This is a genomic window from Kitasatospora terrestris (genome assembly GCF_039542905.1).
GTDB classification, from domain to species: Bacteria; Actinomycetota; Actinomycetes; order Streptomycetales; family Streptomycetaceae; genus Kitasatospora; species Kitasatospora terrestris.
The window spans coordinates 393,239-410,622 of sequence record NZ_BAABIS010000001.1 but is presented as its reverse complement, the minus strand read 5'-3'; the positions used below and the strand labels follow the sequence as shown (position 1 = coordinate 410,622).

Sequence of the window (17,384 nt, the reverse complement as noted above, 5' to 3'; positions counted from 1 at the left end):
ATGACCGACCAGCAGCCCGTCCGCATCGCCCTTGCCGGAGGCGGCGCCTTCGGCGCCAAGCACGCCGCCGCCCTGCGCCGGATCGACGGCGTCGAGCTTGCCGCCGTCGTCAGCAGCTCGCCCGACAGCGCCCGGAAGTTCGCCGCCGAGCAGGGCATCGACCGCGCCGCCGCCTCCCTCGACGAGGTGCTCGCGATGGACGACGTCGACGCCGTCGTCCTGGCCACGCCCACCCCGCTGCACGCCGCCCAGACCCTCGCCTGCCTGGAGGCCGGCAAGCACGTCCAGGTCGAGATCCCGCTCGCCGACGCCCTGCCCGACGCCGAGGCCTGCCACGCCGCGCAGCGGCGCACCGGCCTGGTCGCGATGGTCGGCCACACCCGGCGCTTCAACCCCAGCCACCAGTGGGTCCGCCGGCGGATCGAGGCAGTGGAGTACCGGATCCAGCAGATGGACGTGCAGACCCACTTCTTCCGCCGCAGCAACCTCAACGCCCTCGGCCGGGCCCGCTCCTGGACCGACCACCTGCTGTGGCACCACGCCGCGCACACCGTCGACCTGTTCGCCTACCAGACCGGCTCGCCGATCGTGCAGGCCAACGCGGTCCAGGGCCCGATCCACCCCGAGCTCGGCATCGCGATGGACATGTCGATCCAGCTGCGCGCCGAGAACGGCGCCATCTGCACCCTCTCGCTGTCCTTCAACAACGACGGGCCGCTCGGCACCTTCTTCCGCTACATCGGCGACACCGGCACCTACCTCGCCCGCTACGACGACCTGCTCACCGGCAAGGACGAGCCGATCGACGTCAGCACGGTCGACGTCTCCACCGACGGCATCGAACTGCAGGACCGCGAGTTCGTCGCCGCCATCCGCGAGGGCCGCGAACCGAACTCCTCCGTCGCCCAGGTCCTCGACTGCTACCGGACGCTGGCCGACCTGGAGCGGCAGCTCGACGCCGCCCGCACCGCGTGAACGCCGTGCCCGCCGCGGCCGCGCGCCGGATCGGGCCGTTCGAGGTCCCGGCGCTCGGCCTCGGCTGCATGAACCTCAGCCACGCCTACGGCGTCCCGCCCACCCCGCAGGCCGCCGAGCACCTGCTGCGCACCGCGCTCGACGAAGGCGTCACCCACCTCGACACCGCCGCCCTCTACGGCTTCGGCGCCAACGAGGAACTCCTCGGCCGGGTGCTCGCCGGCCACCGCGACCGCGTCCTGCTGGCCAGCAAGTGCGGCATGACCGGCGTCGACGGCCGGCGCGTCGTCGACGGGCGGCCCGAGACCCTGCGGCGCACCGCGGACCGGGCGCTCGCCCGGCTGCGCACCGACACCATCGACCTGTACTACCTGCACCGCCTCGACCCGCGGGTGCCGGTCGAGGAGAGCGTCGGGGCGATGGCCGACCTGGTCGCCGCCGGCAAGGTGCGGGCCCTCGGACTGTCCGAGGTGTCCGCCGCCACGCTGCGCCGCGCCCACGCCGTGCACCCGATCGCCGCCCTGCAGAACGAGTACAGCCTCTGGACGCGCAACCCCGAGGAAGGCACCCTGGCGGCCACCCGGGAACTGGGCGTCGCGCTGGTCGCGTTCAGCCCGCTCGCCCGCGGCTTCCTCACCTCGGCGCCGCCCGCCCCGGACCGCCTGCCCGCCGGGGACATCCGCCGGGCCATGCCCCGCTTCGGCGCCGACCACTACCCCGCCAACCTGGCCCTGCGGCACCGGCTGGCGGGCACCGCCCGGGACGCCGGCTGCACCCTCGCGCAGCTGGCCCTGGCCTGGGTCCTCTCCCGGGCCCCGCACGTGCTCGCCGTCCCCGGCACACGCTCCGTCGCCCACCTGAAGGAGAACCTGGCCGTGCTCGACCTCGCCGTCCCCGCCGAGGCCCTGGAGGCGGCCGGCGCGGTGCTGAACGCCACGACCGTCCACGGCCCGCGCTACGACGAGGCCACCCTCGCCGGGATCGACACCGAACGCTGCGGGCCGGCCGGCTGACCTGGCGAGCTGGCGGCCGCGGGGCGCCCGGCAGCACGCCGGGAGCCGCCGGAGCGCCCACGGACCACGGCGATCCCGTATGGTCGGCCAATGGCGAAGTACTTCGACGTGCACCCGCAGACCCCGCAAGCGCGCACCATCGGCACCGTGGCCGCCAGCCTCCGCTCCGGCGCCCTGATCGCGTACCCGACCGACTCCTGTTTCGCCCTGGGCTGCCGCCTGGACAACCGCGACGGACTGGACCGGATCCGGTCGATCCGGCGACTGGACGAGCGGCACCACTTCACCCTGATGTGCGAGGACTTCGCGCAGCTCGGCCAGTTCGTCCAGCTCGACAACAACGTCTTCCGGGCCGTGAAGGCCGCGACGCCGGGCAGCTACACCTTCATCCTCCCCGCCACCAAGGAGGTGCCGCGCCGCCTGCTGCACCCCAAGAAGAAGACCGTCGGCGTACGGATCCCCGACCACCCCGTCACCCGCGCGCTGCTCGCCGAGCTCGGCGAGCCCCTGGTCTCCAGCACCCTGCTGCTCCCCGACGAGGCCGAGCCGATGACCCAGGGCTGGGAGATCAAGGAGCGCCTCGACCACGTGCTCGACGCCGTGGTGGACTCCGGCGACTGCGGGACCGTACCGACCACGGTCGTCGACTTCTCCAGCGGCGAGCCGGAGATCGTGCGGCGCGGAGCCGGGGACACCACCCGCTTCGAGTGACCGGCCCGCCGTGCGGGCAGGGGTGCCTCAGCCGACCTCGACGTACGCGACCAGGACGATCGTGCCGAGCACCGTCGCCACGTACGCGACGCGCACGCCGTCCTTCGCGTACTCCCGCACCGGGCTGTCCGGCCGCAGCTGGACACCGGCGCCCGCCGGGTCCTCCGCGATCACGCCGAGGTGCGGATCGAGCCGGGTCAGCGCCGCCTCGTCCATCTCCGCGAGCTGCCGCTCCGCGACCTCGTGGAAGGTGATGACGGCGCGGCGCATCTCGACCTCCAGGACGTCCGGGTGACGGTGCATCGAGGCTAACGCAGCACCGGGGCGCGCAGCGAACCGCCTCCGCCGCGCCACGCCGCGCCACGCCGCGCCGGACCGGGCCGCCTCCGCGTCCACCGGCCGGGACGGAGCCGTCCACGGGTTGATCGCAGCCGACGGCGGAGTACGTCGGCGGGCCCAGCAGGTGGTGCCGTGGCCGGGCGGTGCGCCGTTTCCCGGTGGGGCGGCCGGGCGGCCGGGCAGGTGCGGTGGTGCACGGTCCGCCGCACCCGGCGGAGAAACGGAGGTTTGCGTTCCGAGGGCCCGGGCAGACGAGGCGTCGGCAGGTCGCCTGAGAGATCGGAGGAACCGCATGACCATGGTCCAGGAATCCGTTGACGTGGACGTCCCGCTGCACACCGCCTACAACCAGTGGACGCAGTTCGAGGACTTCCCCCGCTTCATGGAAGGCGTCGAGGAGGTCACCCAGCTCGACGAGCGCCACAACCACTGGCGCACCACCGTCGCCGGGGTCACCCGCGAGTTCGACACCGAGATCGTCGACCAGCTGCCGGACGAGAGGATCGCCTGGCGCACCGTCGGCGGCGACGTCCAGCAGATGGGCGTGGTGACCTTCGAGCGCGTCGACGACCGGCACACCACCGTCCGCCTGGCGATGGACTTCGAGCCCGAGGGCTTCGCCGAGAAGGCCGCGAGCATGACCGGCATGGTCGACCGGCGGATCAAGGGCGACCTGCGGCGCTTCAAGTCCTTCGTGGAGGAGCGGGGCGTCGAGACCGGCGGCTGGCGCGGCCGGATCACCCCCGGCTGACCGCCCGGCACCGACCGTGGACGAAGGCCGGGCCCCGCCGCACGCGGCGGGGCCCGGCCTCGCGCGACGGCCCGGACGGTCCGATTTGCTCACACGGGTCCCTTATCATGCAGTAATGGGAAGTAGCAGCGGCTTGTCGGCTTTTGACATGCCATGGGCGGCATCGGAACGGGTCAGGGCGGCGGCGGTGAGGCACTGGCCGGCCGGCGCCTCGGCGGTCACCGTGCTGCTGGTCGGGATGTGGCGGATCGGCTCCCCGCAGCTGTGGCGGGACGAGGTGTCCAGCTGGAGCGCCGCCAGCCGCAGCCTCGGCGACCTGTTCGCGATGCTGGGGAACGTGGACGCCAGCAACGGCGCGTACTACCTGCTGCTGCACGGCTGGACGGCACTCGCCGGCGACTCGCCGACCGCGCTGCGACTGCCCTCGGCGATCGCCATGGCCGGCACGGCGTGGTTCACCGCGATGATGGCGCAGTGGCTCTTCCGCAGCCCGGCGGCCGGCCTGGCGGCCGGGCTGCTGCTGGCCGTCGCTCCCAGCGTCTCGCGCTACGCGCAGGAGGCCCGCTCGTACGCGCTGGTGGCCTGCGCGGTGACGGCCGCGCTGTGGTGCCTGGTCCGGGCGCTGGACCGGCCGGCGGACCGCACGCTCGACCGGCCCTCGTGGCGCTGGTGGGTCGGCTTCACGGTGTGCACGGCCGTGGGCGGCGTCCTGCACCTGGTGTCGCTGGTCGCCGTGGTCGGCCAACTGCCCCTGGTCCTCGCCGCCGGGCGGCGGGCCCTGAAGCCGTACGCGGCATCGGTCGCGGTGGCCGTGCTGCCGGTGGTCCCGCTGGTGGTGCTCGGCACGGTGCAGGCCGGCCGGCAGCTCTCCTGGATCGAGCGGCCGGACTCCGAGGACCTGCAGTTCTTCTGGCAGGGCCTGATCGGCGCCCACCAGGTGATGTACGCACTCCTCGGCCTGGTCGCGCTCGGACTCCTCCTCCCCGGTGCGGCCGCCGGCACCCGCGCGGTGACCGCGCGACTGGTCCTGCTGGCCGCGCTCCCCGTGCTGCTGGTGTGGCTCGTCTCCCAGGGCACCACCTCCTACTTCGCCGACCGCTACCTGCTGTTCACGGTCCCGGTCTGGGCGATCGCGGCCGGCGGCGGAGTCGCGGCGGCGTACGGCGCGGTCCGCGCGGCCGACACCCGGCACACCGCACTGTCCGGGGCCGCCGCCACCGTCCTCGCCGTCGGCCTGGTGGCCTACCCCGCCCACCTCGCGGTACCCCGCGAACGCGGCGTGCGCGGCACGACCGCCCACTCGCCCAACGACTACAGCGGCGCCGCCGAACTCATCGCCCGCGGCTACCGCAGCGGCGACGAACTGATCGCCGCCGGCGGGCTCGAAGCCTGGCTCATGATCGGCCCGGCACTCGACTACTACCTGCCGGAAGGCGTCGAACCCGCCCAGCCCTACGTGGTGCGCTCCGCCGAGGAGGCGGACGACCTCTACCCCGTCGAGTCCCGCGTCCCGGAGGGCGGCCTGCGCACGGCCCACCGGATCTGGGTCGTCACCAACGGAACCAGCGGCGACCCCTACCAGAAGCTCACCGCCGAGCAGACCGCCGCGCTGCGCGCCGACTTCACCCCCACCGAGGTCCGACGGGTCGCCGGCCTCACCGTGTCGCTGCTGGTCCGCAACCAGCAGTAGCCCGGCGCCCCCCGGGCGGCACCGCTCCGCCACGCCCTCCGACGGCCCAACCGCCGGGGCGTGGCCGGAACCCGGCGCTAGATGTACCCATGCACAACGGAACGACAGGAACCCGGACCGGCAAGCGGCACGCGCGGCAGTGGCGGGCGGTGCTGCTGGCCGCCTCGCTGGCCTGCGCCGTCGCCGTGCCCGCGGCCGCCGCGCCCGCACCGGTCGCCGCGCCCGCCGCCGCGGCCAAGGCCGCCGACCGGCCCGCGTACGCGGGCCGGCTCACGCAGGACATGATCGCGCTGATGCAGCGCCTGCGGATCCCCGGCGCGCTCGTCTCGATCACCACGCCCGACTCCGGGGCCTGGACGACCGAACTCGGCACCGGCGACCTCACCACCGGCAAGCCGATCGACCGCGGCGACCACCTGCGGGTCGGCAGCATCACCAAGACCTTCACCGGGACCGTCGTCCTGCAGCTCGTCCAGGAAGGCCTGCTGAAGCTCGACGACCCGGTCAGCGCCCACCACCCCGGCGTGCCCGACGGCGACCGCATCACCATCCGCCAGCTGCTCAACATGACCAGCGGCCTGTACAACTACTCCGAGGACTACGGCTTCAACCTCAGCCTCGACGAGCACCCCGAACGGGAGTGGACCCCGCAGGAACTCCTCGACCTGGCGTTCTCCCACCCGTCCTACTTCCCGCCCGGCACCGGCTTCCACTACTCCAACACCAACACGGTGCTGCTCGGCCTGATCGCCGAACACCTCACCCACCAACCGCTCGGCAAGCTCTTCGAGCAGCGGATCTTCAACCGCGTGGGCATGCACGGCACCAGCCTCGCCAACGGCGACTCCATCCCCAGCCCCCACGCCCGCGGCCACCAGTTCATCACCAACGTCGAGAGCCTCACCGCCCCCACCCTCACCGGCAAGGAAGCCGCCTGGGCCGACTGGTCGGCGGGCAACCCGTACGACGTCACCCACGTCAACGCCTCCTGGGCCTGGGCCGCCGGCGCCGCCGAGTCCACCGTCGACGACCTGCGCCGCTGGGCCCCCGCCCTCGCCACCGGCACCCTGCTCAGTCCCGAACTCCAGAAGGAACGGCTGACCTTCGTCCCCACCTCCGACGCCCCCGACGCACCCGGCTACGGCCTCGCCGTCGCCGAGTTCTTCGGCTTCATCGGCCACGACGGCCAGATCCCCGGCTACACCAGCTTCATGGGCTACGACCCGAAGCGCTGCGCCACCGTCGTCGTCCTCGCCAACCTCAACCAGTCGCCCGACGGCACCGCTCCCGCGAACGAACTCGCCAAGCTGATCATCGGCGAGCTCTTCCCCAGCTGAGCCGCGCGGCTCCCCGGTACGCGAACGGCCCGGACGGCGAGCCACCGTCCGGGCCGTTCGCCGCGACCGGATCAGTCCGCCCGCCGCGGAGCCCGGGAGGCCGCCTGCGCGCGGAGGTGGGCCTCACCCTCCTCGTGCAGGGTGAAGCGGTGCCGCGGCTCGGGCAGGCCGGTCGGCCCCGCACTCCACAGCAGGCGCCCGCCGAAGAGCTCGACCGGGGGAGCCCCCAGAATGCCGGGCCCGCGGGTCGTCGCCCTGACGCTCGCGTGCGCGCAGACGACGAAGCCGTCCGGCTGGTCGGCGGAGGCCAGGACCAGGAGCAGCGGCGGCCTGCGGACCGGGTCGTAGATGTTGCGCGCGGCGTGCGCGAGCAGACGCTCGCGCTCGGCCGGATCCGCCGCCCGGACGGTCAGCGGCTCGAACCGCTGGTGCAGGCTCATCGCCGCGACCCCGTCGAACCAGACGTCGATCGTCTCCTCGCCCTCCTGCCAGGCCGCACTGCGCAGCATCAGCGTCATGTGGCTGACGGTGTAGTGCCAGACCCGGAACGACCGCTCCACGGTGAAACCCGACGGGTCGAAGACCAGCTCATCGCTCATCCGTGACAACCTACTCGACGTACGCCGGCACCGGCTCGTACCCCGGGCAGCAGACGGAATCCTCCTCGGGGAGCACCGTGCGGCAGTTCTCGCAGACCCACACCGACTCGGTCTCCACCGGCTCCGACGCGGACACCTCGTTGTCACGCACCGTCAGCTGCCACCTGTCCCAACCCTCCTCGCCCCGTGCGTCGACCACGCCGTCGAGCACGTGGTCGAACGTGAACCCCTCGAACCCCGGCCGGCCCCGGGCGTGGGCGCCCGGCTTCAGGAAGTGGTCGATCAGGTACGCCATCCACTCCGGTGCGTCGTAGAACTTCTCGTGCCCGTTCCACTCCAGCGCCGCGCCGTCCGCCGTCGGCACCCACATGCACCACAGCCCGGGCTGCCCCGCCGGCGGCTTGTCGTACTCCCGGATGTCCGCGTCCCGGCCCTGCCCGAAAGGACCGGTGCCGTCCACGAAGTACGGCCCCGCGTCCCGGTCCATCCGCCGGCTGCCGGCGAACTTCCGCAGGTAGGCGATCTCCCGCTTGCCGAGCGGCGGTTCGACGGCGATCCGCCCGGTGAAGGTCGTGGTGTAGCCCATGCGCCGCATCGTAACCACGCCCGCCGACACCCCGGCCGGTACGGCCCGCTGATCGGTGGTGGTCGCGAAGGCGCTGTCCGTGCGATGCGGTTGACTCCTGGGGATGGAGACCACCGCCGCACGATTCGCTGCGATCGAGAACCTGCTGGTCGAGCCGTCGACGGCAGACGACACTGGATTCCGCCTGACCTGCCTCGGGGCCTTCGACCCGACCTCGGCCGCCGGTGACGGTCCGGCTGCCGCTGCCGCTGCCGCTGCCGAACTGGCCGCCATGGTGGCGGACCTGTGGCCGAAGTTCGGCCGGCCCCGGACCGTGGCCATGGACGGGTTCCTCGACCCCCGCCTGGAACTGCACGCCGGACCGGCACTCAGCGAGGCACTCGCCGGGGTCGCCGTGGAGATGTACGGCTGGCAGGTCGGAGAGAGGTGGCTGGGGGTCGGCCTGGTCAAGGGCCCCGAGGCCGAGCCGCTCCGGCTGGTCGCCGTCGCGAGCACGTCGACGGGCGCTGAACCGGCACAGGCGAAGCTCTCACCGACCGAGTGGGCCGAGAAGCTCATCTCCGTTGCGGGCCGCGGCGAGACGCGGCGGACAGTCGACTGGGAGTCGGTGGAGAAGCGCCTCGGCCTTCCCCTGCCCGCGGACTACAAGCTGCTGGTGGAGCACTTCGGTGCCGGCGCATTCGACGGCTCGGTCGTACTCCGTGCCCCGGACTCGCCGACCGGGCACCTCGACCTGATCTCGGAGGCTGTGAAGCTCGCCGCCCTTCTCGATTCCCTTCCGGAGTGCCGCGAGGTCTACCATCCCTTTCCTGTTCATCCCGCGCCCAAGGGACTGCTCCAGTGGGGGGCGACGTCCGCGGAGCACGAGTTCCACTGGCTCACCGAAAGCCCCGACCCGGACGGGTGGCCCATCCTCGCCCGCATGGACTCAGCCGACTCGTGGAAGCGCTTCGACTGCTCGGTGAGCGAGTTCGTGTGCCGCACGCTCACCGACAGCGGTCACCGGTACTCCATCGCCGACCGCTTCGAGACCCACTGGTTCGACTCCTGTGAACGGAGCGAGGGTTGCGACCCGCTCCGGGGAGACGAGTAGCACCGACGACAGGCGTCAGCGGGCCGTGTCGGGCGTCGGGGGTCAGGCGGTCGGTGGGGCGACGGAGTCGCCCTCGGTGTCGATGTGGGGGAGGATCCTGTCGAGCCAGCGGGGGGTCCACCAGGCGGCGGGGCCGAGGAGGGTCATGACGGCGGGGACCATCAGGAGGCGGACGATGGTGGCGTCGATCAGGACGCTGACGGCGAGGCCGAGGCCCATCATCTTGATGACGATGTTGTCGCTGACGATGAAGGCGGCGAAGACGCTCACCATGATGAGGGCGGCGGAGCTGATGACGCGGGCGGTGACCTCCAGGGAGTGGGCGACGGCGCCCTTGCTGTCGCCGGTGGCGAGCCAGGCCTCGTGGACGCGGGAGAGCAGGAAGATCTCGTAGTCCATGCTGAGGCCGAAGACGATGGCGAACATCATCATCGGCACGTAGCTCTCGATCGGGACCTTGCCGGCGACGCCGAGCGCCGGACCGCCCCAGCCCCACTGGAAGACGGCGACGAGCACGCCGTACGAGGCGGCGATGGAGATCAGGTTGAGGACCGCGGCCTTGAGCGCGATCAGCGGCGAGCGGAACACGGCGAGGATGATCAGGAAGGCGAGTCCGACGACGACGGCGATGATCGGGATCAGGCGGCCGGCGACGATGTCGAGGAAGTCGACCTGGGCGGCGGTGGTGCCGGTGACGTAGGTCCGGGCGCCGGTGCCGGCGGTGGCCTGGGGGAGGACGGTGTCGCCGAGGTGGTTGACCAGGTCGGTGGTCTCCTGCTCCTGGGGGGCCTGGGCGGGGACGACGGTGTTGAAGAGGACCTGGCCGTCGCTGCTGGTCTGGAGGGGGCTGACACTGGCGGTGTCGGGCAGTCCGGTGAGCGACTGCTGGACGCTGCTCGCGAGGGCGGCGCGGTCGGCCCCGGGGACGTCGCTCTGGTCGACGACGACGGTGAGCGGGCCGTTGGAGCCGGGGCCGAAGGCGTCGGACATCAGGTCGAAGGCGCGCCGGTCGGTGAAGGTGGTGGGGTCGGCGCCGTCGCCGATGTGGCCGAGCTGGATGGAGAACAGCGGGACGGCCAGGATCGCGACGATGACCAGGCCGGAGGTGAGGTAGGTCCAGGGGCGCCGTTCGACGCGCAGCGCGTAGCGGTGCCACATGCCGGTGACCTCCTCGCCGTCGCCCCCTCCCTTCTCGGCGACCGGGGTGCGGACCTTCCAGCGGTCCATGTTGCGGCCGATCAGGCCCATCATGGCGGGCATCAGGGTGAGGGCGCCGCAGACGGCGGAGACGACGGTGACGGCGGCGGCGATGCCGAGGCGGGAGATGAAGGTGACGCCGGAGACGGAGAGGCCGCCGAGGGCGATGCAGACGGTGCAGCCGGAGATGAGGACGGCGCGGCCGCTGGTGGCGACGGCGTGGGCGGCGGCTCCGGGTACGTCGACGCCGTCCATCAGGTTCTGTCGATGGCGGGTCAGCAGGAAGAGCGCGTAGTCGATGCCGACGCCGAGGCCGATCATCGTGGCGAGGGTCGGTGCGACGGTGGCGAAGGTGGCGAGGGCGGCGAGCAGGCCGAGCAGTCCGAGGCCGACGACGGCGGCGATGAGGGCGGTGACCAGGGGGAGTCCGGCCGCGATGACGCTGCCGAAGGCGACGAGCAGGACGGCGACGGCGACGGCGAAGCCGATGAGTTCGCTGGTCCGGTCGTCGGCGGCGGGCCGGGCGAGTTCGCCGAGCGGGCCGCCGTACTCGACCTGGACGCCGGCTTCGCGCAGCGGCTGGACGGCGGTGTCGACCTGGTCGAGGTAGGCGTCGCCGAGCGTGGTCGGGTTGGTGTCGAACCGTACGGTGACGTAGCCGGTCCGGCCGTCCGCGGAGAGCGGTCCGCCGGGCGGGGCGGGCTGGCCGGGCGGCGGCAGGGGGCTCTGCGCGGACAGGACGTGCGGCAGGTGCTGGAGCGAGGTGACGGCCTGGTCGACCTGGCTCTGGAACTGCTCCAGGGGCTGCCCGTCGTGCAGCACGACCTGCGCGCTCGTCCCGCCGACCGCGGGCTCGTGCGCCTGCAGGACGGTCCTGCCCTGCTGGGCCTGGGTGCCGGGCAGCGAGAAGTCGTCCGAGTACTCGCCGCCGACCGTCCGGTTGGCGACCTGGACGCCGACCAGCAGGACCAGCCAGGCGGCGATCACCACCGCCCAGTGCCGGGCGCACCAGTTGCCGATCCGCCACAGCAGGCCGGGACGGCGGCCGGCCGCTCGGGACGCCGTGGTGGTGGTCGGTGACGACTTGGACATGGGCGGCTCCCGGAGGTGGCCCGACGCCGGGCAATGGGTCGACCGTCACTTTATGTGCGGACAAGGGTGCGGAACGTTCCGCAACACTGGCCCATTCCGGGCGAATCGGGGCAGCCGTCAGGGGCGGCGGTGGCTACGGCGTGCGGGGGAGCCGGACGGTGACGAGGAGTCCGCCCGCAGGGCGCGGCGCGAGGTCGAGCGCCCCGCCGTGCGCCCGGACGACGCTCCGCACGATGGCCAGGCCGAGCCCCGCACCGGCGTGCTCGTCGGTGCGGACCCGGGCCGATCCGCGCTGGAACGGCTCGGTGAGGGTCGGCACCAGCTCGGGCGGGAGCGGGCGCCCGGTGTTCTCGACCCGCAGGACGCTCGTCCCGCCGTCCTCCTCCTCCGTGTGGACCGTCACCGTGCCGCCGGCCGGCAGGTTGTGGACCACCGCGTTCTGGACCAGGTTGGTCGCCAGCCGCAGCAGCAGCTCCGCGGAGCCCCGGGTCCGGGCCGCCCCGCCGGTGACGTCGAGGGCGATCCCGCGCCGTTCGGCGAGCGGCAGCAGCGTCTCGGCGGCCTCCTCGGCGAGCAGGGAGAGGTCGACGTCCTCGCGGGGGAAGTCCGCGCGGTCGCCGCGGCCGAGGAGCAGGAGGGCCTCGGTCAGCTCGATCGCCCGCGCGTTGACGGCGTGCAGGCGCTCGATGACCTCGCCCCGGTCCCGGGCGGGGTCGCGGCGGGCGACGTCGAGGAGGGTCCGCGAGATCGCCAGCGGGGTGCGCAGCTCGTGCGAGGCGTTCGCGGCGAACCGCCGGTGCTCGGCGACGTGGGACTCCAGCTGCTCCAGCATCGAGTCGAACGCGTCGGAGAGCTCGCGGAACTCGTCCCGCCGGCCCGTCATCCCGACCCGGTGGGACAGCGACCCGCTCCCGGCGCGCCGGGCGGCGTCCGTGATCCGGGCGAGCGGCGCGAGCATCCGGCCCGCCAGGAGCCAGCCGCCCAGCAGACCGAACACCAGCAGGAAGGCCATCGCCGCGGCCGCGGCGGGCGCGAACATGTGGACCAGGAGGTAGCGGTTGGGCGAGATCCCGAGCAGACCCTGGGAGTTGTCGGGCACGTACCGGAAGATGAACGCCCACACCACCGCCAGCAGCAGGCCGCCCGCCACGGCGAGGAACCCGGCGTAGCTGAGCGCGAGCTTCAGCCGGGCGCTGAGACCACCGCGAGCACCGCGGCCGCCGTGACCGCCGTGGCTACGCATGCGCGCCACCGGGGGCGTGGGCCGGCGCGGGTTCGATCCGGTAGCCGACACCGGGCACGGTCGCGATGATCGACGGTTCGCCGAGCCGCTTGCGCAGCGCGGAGACGGTGATGCGGACGGCGTTGGTGAGCGGGTCGGCGTACTCGTCCCACGCCCGTTCCAGCAGCTGCTCGGCGCTGACCAGCCCGCCCTCGGCGGCCACCAGGACCTCCAGCACGGCGAACTGCTTGCGGGTGAGCGCCACGTAGCGTCCGTCCCGGAAGACCTCGCGGCGGAACGGGTCCAGCCGGAGGCCCGCGATCTCCCGGACCGGCGGCCGGACGTGCGCCCGCCGGCGGTCGAGCGCCCGCAGCCTCAGCACCAGCTCCCGCAGGTCGAACGGCTTGGTCAGGTAGTCGTCGGCGCCGAGCCCGAACCCCGACGCCTTGTCGTCGATCCGGTCGGCGGCGGTCAGCATCAGGATCGGGAGCCCGCTGCCGGACGCGACGATCCGCCGGGCCACCTCGTCGCCGGACGGACCGGGGATGTCGCGGTCGAGCACCGCCAGATCGTAGGAGTTGACGGCCAGCAGCTCCAGCGCCGTGTCGCCGTCCCCGGCGATGTCGGCCGCGATCGCCTCCAGCCGCAGCCCGTCCCGGACGGCCTCGGCGAGGAAGGGCTCGTCCTCCACGATCAGTACACGCATGGCCGAAGCCTAGGCAGTCCGGCGTATCGCCCGCGTATGCGGACGGGAACCGGCCCGGCCCCTGCCGTGGGTGGCGGGCGCCGGGCCGGTGGTGCGGCTACCTCAGGTGGCGGGCGAAGAAGCGGGCCCCCGGCTCCAGCTCGAACGCCGGGACACCGGTGTGCCCGCCCATGTTGGCGTGCAGCGTCTTCTCCGTGCTGCCGAAGGCGTCGAACAGGTCCAGGGCCGCCTGCCGGTCGTTGCCCTCGTCGTCCCACTGCAGCAGGACGTGCAGCGGAACGGTGACCCGGCGGGCCTCCTCGAACATCACGGCGGGGACGAAGCTGCCGGCGAAGAGGCCGGCGGCGCGGATCCGGGGCTCGACCAGCGCCAGCCGGACGCCGACGGAGATCACACCGCCCTCGTACCCGACCGGGCCGTCGATCCCGGGCAGGGCGAGGAGGGCGTCCAGGGCGGCCCGCAACTCCGGGACGGCCTGCTCGACCAGCGGCAGGATCAGCGCGTCGACGATCCCGCCGGTGACCGGCTCACCCGCCGCCAGCACCCGGCGCAGCTCGGCGCGGGCCTCCTCGAGTTCGGGCCGGCGGGGCCGGTCACCGCTTCCGGGGAGCTCGACGGTGGCGGCGGCGAAGCCGAACTCCGCCGCGTAGTACCGGGCCCGCCCCGCCAGCCGGGGGTACATCCGGCGCAGCCCGAGCGGGGGGTGGCCGATCAGGATCAGCGGCGTCGGCGCGGGGGCCGCACCGGGCTCGGGCCGGGACGCGGGCGTCCAGAGGATGCCGGGGATCTCGCCGAGGGTGAATTCGCGTTCGAGGACACCGTCGTCGAAGCGCTGTTCGGAAGTGAAGTGCACGGTCGTGCCTTTCGGGAGTGCGGATGAACGGCGCTCCCGGGACGACCTACCGCCCGACCGTGACCCCGGAGGGGAGCACCCATGTCGAAACTGCGTTCACGGGTACCACCTCCTCGTTCTGACGCACGGCCTCGGGAAACGTAGCAGTGGTCAGCGCCGGCCGCCAAACGGATTCGTGCGCCACCAGCGGCGCGACGCCAGCCCGGCCAGCACCGCGCCGACCGCGTTCACCAGGACGTCGTCCACCGAGGACACCCGGTCCAGGCGCAGGACGTACTGCGCGGTCTCCACCAGGACCGAGCAGCCCGCTCCCAGCGCCAGCACCCTCGGCACCGACGCCAGCGCCGCGAACCGCATCGGGGCGAAGAACCCCAGCGCCGCGAAGACCAGCAGGTTGCCGACGATCCCCAGCGTTCCCATGGTGACCAGGTCCCGCAGCGGCACCAGGCTGACCCGCTCCGGCACCACGCCGGCACCCCCGCCCGGCATCAGCGTCAGCCCCAGGAAGGGGACCGTCCCGTACACCATGCCCACCTCGGCCAGCGACAGCCGCCACGCCGCCCCGCGCCCCACCCCGGCGGCCCGCCGACGGTACGCCAGCGCCCCCGCCACCAGCAGCGCCAACGGCACCGCGACCAGCGTCATCAGCACCACGCCGTTGAACGTGTCGAAGCAGCCGTGCCACCGCCCGGCCAGGCAGCGGGGAGCCGACATCATCAGCGGCCGCCGCAGTACGAACAGCCCGCCCGCCACCCCGAGGGCCACCAGGCCCGGGACCACCGTCCTGCGCATTGCGTAGAGGTTCACGCCCCCATTGCAGCCGCCGGCCCGTTGCACCGGCGTATGCGTTTTCCGATACGCCGACGACAGGCCGGAGCCCCGGGCACCGGTCAGCCGAAGTCGGGGATGGGGTGGTCGGGGGTGATCGTGGCCGCGATGCGCTGGGCGATGGTGTGGGCGCTGTGGCCGCCCGGGGCGCTGGGGCCGTCGGTGGTGGAGACCGCGATGGACAGGCGCTCGCACGGCAGGTAGTCCTGCGAGGCGGAGTAGCCGAAGAACAGCGGGTGCTGGGAGATCCAGCCGCCGATCACCAGGACGCCCATGCCGTAGTGGGTGGACTCGGTCTGCGGGATGCAGACCTTGTCGGAGCACTTGCCGGTCGCCCCGCCGAGTCCGACCGTCCCCGGGTCGAGCAGCTCCTGGTACGAGGCGGGGGAGAGCAGTTCGCCGGAGCCGATGGCCGCCGCCGAGCGGGCGAGGTCGCAGATGTCGGTGGTCTGCACGGCGCCGGGGGCGGTGGTCCAGGAGGGGTTCCAGAAGGTGGAGTCCTCGTAGGTGCCGCGGTCGGAGGTGAAGGCGTGCAGCACCGGCGTCGGGATGTCCGGGGTGAAGCTGTTGGTGGTCTCGGTCAGCCCGAGCGGTCCGAGGAGCTTCTGCTGGAGCAGCTCGTTCAGGCGGGTGTGGGTGATCTTCTCCAGGGCGGCGCCCAGCAGCACGAAGTTGGCGTGCGAGTAGCTCCAGCTCCTGCCCGGCTCGTACCAGGGGTCCTGCTCGAGCGAGACGCCGACCAGCTCCTCGGGCGTCCAGTGCTTGAACGGGTCGGCGTAGAGGGTCTCGCCGAAGCCGGGACTGGTGACGTAGTCGACCAGGCCGGAGGTGGAGTCGCCGAGCATCCGCAGCGTGATCCGGTCGCCGTCCCGCAGGTCCGGGAGCCAGCGCGACACCGGGTCGTCGAGACCGACCACGCCCTCGTCGACCAGCTGGAGCAGCACCGTCCCCAGGTAGCTGATCGCGATGTTGCCGTTGCGGAAGTGCATGTCCGGCTGCGCCGGGACCCCGGTCATCGATTCGCCGAGCGCCGCGGTCAGCACCTCGTGGCCGTCCGCGGTGACCCGCAGGATCACCGACTTCAGGCCCATCTCGGTCTTCGCCTGCTCGGCGACCTTCAGGATGTCGAGTGCCCGGCCGCCTCGGGGCGTGGGCGAGCTGACGCAGGGTCGGTGCCGGGCGCCGTCGCCGTCGCCGTCGGCCGCGCTGCCGGTGGCGGTGACCGGAAGGCCGAGGCCGACCAGTGCGGTGACGGCGGCGAGGCGCAGCAGGGACGTCCTGGAGGTGGGTCGCATAGCCGGAGTATCGGCCGGTCCCGCCCGGGCCCCGGTCCTGTCGTGGGCAACCCGCGCAAAGATCACCCGTCAGGCCGCCGGTCCGTGGACCGGGCGGGCCTTCCCGGCAGGGGACGGGTCAGGGGCGCCGGGTGCCGATCACGGTGGACAGGTCGGGCGCGAGGCGTACTTCGGTCGCGAGCAGTGCCGGGTGCTCCAGCCATGCGGAGCGTGCGGTGTCGGGCCGCCCCTGGAAGGTCGGCGGCCAGCTCGTGAGCGGGGTGAAGTCGTCGACGACGATCGAGCCGCCCGGGGTGAGCAGCACCTCCGGATCGGCCGCGGCGGTCTGCTTGCCGTTGCCGCCGCCGTCGACCACCAGCAGGTCGAACGGGCCGTGCTCGTGGATCCGCGTCCAGTCGCCGTGGACGATCTCCACGTCCGGTACGTCCCGGAACAGCTCGGTGGCGATCTCGACCAGGCGCAGCTCGCGTTCGACGCTCACCACCCGCACGCCCGGCTGCCGGCCGGACACCAGCCACGCCAGGCCGACCCCGCAGCCGGTGCCGGTCTCGCCGATGCTCCCGCGTGCCCCGGACGCCAACGCGTGCAGCAGTCGGCCCTGTTCGAGGCGACACGACTGCGCGAAGCCGGACTCCTGGGCGGCCTCGACGGCGCGGGCGACCAGGTAGGGCAGCGGAATCCCGCTGCGGTAGCTGTCGGTTCCCTGAACGGACACGGTGCCAACCCCTCGGTGTGTCGGGTCCCGGAGCGCTGCCCGGCGCCCCGCGCGAGCCTACCGGCCCTTCACGCCAACGGACTTGGGGGGTCCGGCCGGTGGCGGAAAGGCGGACGGGCCGTCACCGTTGTGCTCGGTGACGGCCCGTCGTGGTGCGGGTGCTCATGCGCCCAGGGTGGAGAGGACCTGCCGGGCGCGGCGGGCGGTGGCCTCGGCGCGGTCCCGCAGACGGATGGCGCGGGCGAGGCGGTACTCCGAGGCCTCGCGCAGGCGTTCGTCGATGGTGGCCCGGGCGGTGTCGAGGTGGTACGTCATGGTGGTTTCCCCCAGCTGTCGGACGGTCTGCCGGTGCCACTGTGGCTCCGGACCCGAAGGCCGCCCT

At 73.1% G+C, this 17,384-nt stretch carries 18 protein-coding genes; 7 read left to right on the top strand and 11 right to left on the bottom strand.

What is annotated here, in order from left to right; translation table 11 throughout:
- The 3 genes from ABEB06_RS02000 to ABEB06_RS01990 all read left to right on the top strand — a co-directional run bounded on the left by ABEB06_RS02000 (position 1) and on the right by ABEB06_RS01990 (position 2,699).
- Positions 1 to 975: a Gfo/Idh/MocA family oxidoreductase gene (locus ABEB06_RS02000; RefSeq protein ID WP_345695012.1), complete on the top strand. Its 975-nt coding sequence runs from the start codon at positions 1 to 3 to the stop codon at positions 973 to 975.
- Positions 972 to 1,988 carry an aldo/keto reductase gene (locus ABEB06_RS01995; protein WP_345695011.1) on the top strand — a complete coding sequence of 339 codons (1,017 nt, stop codon included), beginning with the start codon at positions 972 to 974 and terminating at the stop codon, positions 1,986 to 1,988. Before ABEB06_RS02000 ends, ABEB06_RS01995 begins: the two co-directional genes overlap by 4 nt.
- Positions 1,989 to 2,078: 90 nt before the next feature.
- Positions 2,079 to 2,699, top strand: coding sequence for an L-threonylcarbamoyladenylate synthase (locus tag ABEB06_RS01990; RefSeq protein WP_345695010.1), 621 nt, complete (start codon positions 2,079 to 2,081; stop codon positions 2,697 to 2,699).
- 27 nt (positions 2,700 to 2,726) lie between these two features.
- Here the strand turns inward: ABEB06_RS01990 and ABEB06_RS01985 are convergent, their stop codons facing one another.
- Positions 2,727 to 3,002 carry a hypothetical protein gene (locus tag ABEB06_RS01985; protein WP_345695009.1) on the bottom strand — a complete coding sequence of 92 codons (276 nt, stop codon included), beginning with the start codon at positions 3,000 to 3,002 and terminating at the stop codon, positions 2,727 to 2,729.
- A 328-nt stretch (positions 3,003 to 3,330) separates the two neighbouring features.
- On the opposite strand from ABEB06_RS01985, the gene ABEB06_RS01980 reads away from it, so the two are divergent.
- From ABEB06_RS01980 to ABEB06_RS01970, 3 genes are all read left to right on the top strand, one after another.
- Complete coding sequence (locus tag ABEB06_RS01980; RefSeq protein WP_345695008.1) at positions 3,331 to 3,789, top strand: SRPBCC family protein; 459 nt, start codon at positions 3,331 to 3,333, stop codon at positions 3,787 to 3,789.
- A 187-nt stretch (positions 3,790 to 3,976) separates the two neighbouring features.
- The gene (locus ABEB06_RS01975) at positions 3,977 to 5,479 is read left to right on the top strand and encodes a glycosyltransferase family 39 protein (protein ID WP_345695007.1); all 1,503 of its coding nucleotides are present in this window, start codon (positions 3,977 to 3,979) and stop codon (positions 5,477 to 5,479) included.
- Positions 5,480 to 5,568: 89 nt separating this feature from the next.
- On the top strand, positions 5,569 to 6,816 hold the full coding sequence (locus ABEB06_RS01970) for a serine hydrolase domain-containing protein (RefSeq protein ID WP_345695006.1): 1,248 nt from the start codon (positions 5,569 to 5,571) through the stop codon (positions 6,814 to 6,816).
- A gap of 71 nt (positions 6,817 to 6,887) precedes the next feature.
- Here the strand turns inward: ABEB06_RS01970 and ABEB06_RS01965 are convergent, their stop codons facing one another.
- Together ABEB06_RS01965 and ABEB06_RS01960 are read right to left on the bottom strand one after the other, a co-directional pair.
- On the bottom strand, positions 6,888 to 7,415 hold the full coding sequence (locus ABEB06_RS01965) for a hypothetical protein (protein ID WP_345695005.1): 528 nt from the start codon (positions 7,413 to 7,415) through the stop codon (positions 6,888 to 6,890).
- Between the two features lie 10 nt (positions 7,416 to 7,425).
- Complete coding sequence (locus ABEB06_RS01960; RefSeq protein ID WP_345695004.1) at positions 7,426 to 8,001, bottom strand: hypothetical protein; 576 nt, start codon at positions 7,999 to 8,001, stop codon at positions 7,426 to 7,428.
- A gap of 103 nt (positions 8,002 to 8,104) precedes the next feature.
- On the opposite strand from ABEB06_RS01960, the gene ABEB06_RS01955 reads away from it, so the two are divergent.
- A complete protein-coding gene (locus ABEB06_RS01955) occupies positions 8,105 to 9,094 on the top strand; it encodes an SMI1/KNR4 family protein (protein WP_345695003.1) in 990 nt (329 codons plus the stop codon).
- Between the two features lie 42 nt (positions 9,095 to 9,136).
- Here the strand turns inward: ABEB06_RS01955 and ABEB06_RS01950 are convergent, their stop codons facing one another.
- The 8 genes from ABEB06_RS01950 to ABEB06_RS01915 all read right to left on the bottom strand — a co-directional run bounded on the left by ABEB06_RS01950 (position 9,137) and on the right by ABEB06_RS01915 (position 17,317).
- Complete coding sequence (locus ABEB06_RS01950; RefSeq protein WP_345695002.1) at positions 9,137 to 11,383, bottom strand: MMPL family transporter; 2,247 nt, start codon at positions 11,381 to 11,383, stop codon at positions 9,137 to 9,139.
- Between the two features lie 133 nt (positions 11,384 to 11,516).
- Positions 11,517 to 12,626, bottom strand: a complete 1,110-nt coding sequence (locus ABEB06_RS01945) for a sensor histidine kinase (RefSeq protein WP_345695001.1) — start codon at positions 12,624 to 12,626, stop codon at positions 11,517 to 11,519.
- Positions 12,619 to 13,311: a response regulator transcription factor gene (locus ABEB06_RS01940; RefSeq protein WP_345695000.1), complete on the bottom strand. Its 693-nt coding sequence runs from the start codon at positions 13,309 to 13,311 to the stop codon at positions 12,619 to 12,621. Before ABEB06_RS01940 ends, ABEB06_RS01945 begins: the two co-directional genes overlap by 8 nt.
- 97 nt (positions 13,312 to 13,408) lie before the next feature.
- Entirely contained in the window at positions 13,409 to 14,164 is a 756-nt protein-coding gene (locus ABEB06_RS01935) for a dienelactone hydrolase family protein (protein ID WP_345694999.1), read from the bottom strand.
- Between the two features lie 150 nt (positions 14,165 to 14,314).
- Positions 14,315 to 14,956: a VanZ family protein gene (locus tag ABEB06_RS01930; protein WP_345701715.1), complete on the bottom strand. Its 642-nt coding sequence runs from the start codon at positions 14,954 to 14,956 to the stop codon at positions 14,315 to 14,317.
- Positions 14,957 to 15,054: 98 nt separating this feature from the next.
- Complete coding sequence (locus tag ABEB06_RS01925) at positions 15,055 to 16,287, bottom strand: serine hydrolase domain-containing protein (protein WP_345694998.1); 1,233 nt, start codon at positions 16,285 to 16,287, stop codon at positions 15,055 to 15,057.
- Between the two features lie 118 nt (positions 16,288 to 16,405).
- Positions 16,406 to 17,002: an O-methyltransferase gene (locus ABEB06_RS01920; RefSeq protein WP_345694997.1), complete on the bottom strand. Its 597-nt coding sequence runs from the start codon at positions 17,000 to 17,002 to the stop codon at positions 16,406 to 16,408.
- 162 nt (positions 17,003 to 17,164) lie between these two features.
- On the bottom strand, positions 17,165 to 17,317 hold the full coding sequence (locus ABEB06_RS01915) for a hypothetical protein (protein WP_345694996.1): 153 nt from the start codon (positions 17,315 to 17,317) through the stop codon (positions 17,165 to 17,167).
- Positions 17,318 to 17,384: the final 67 nt, after the last annotated feature.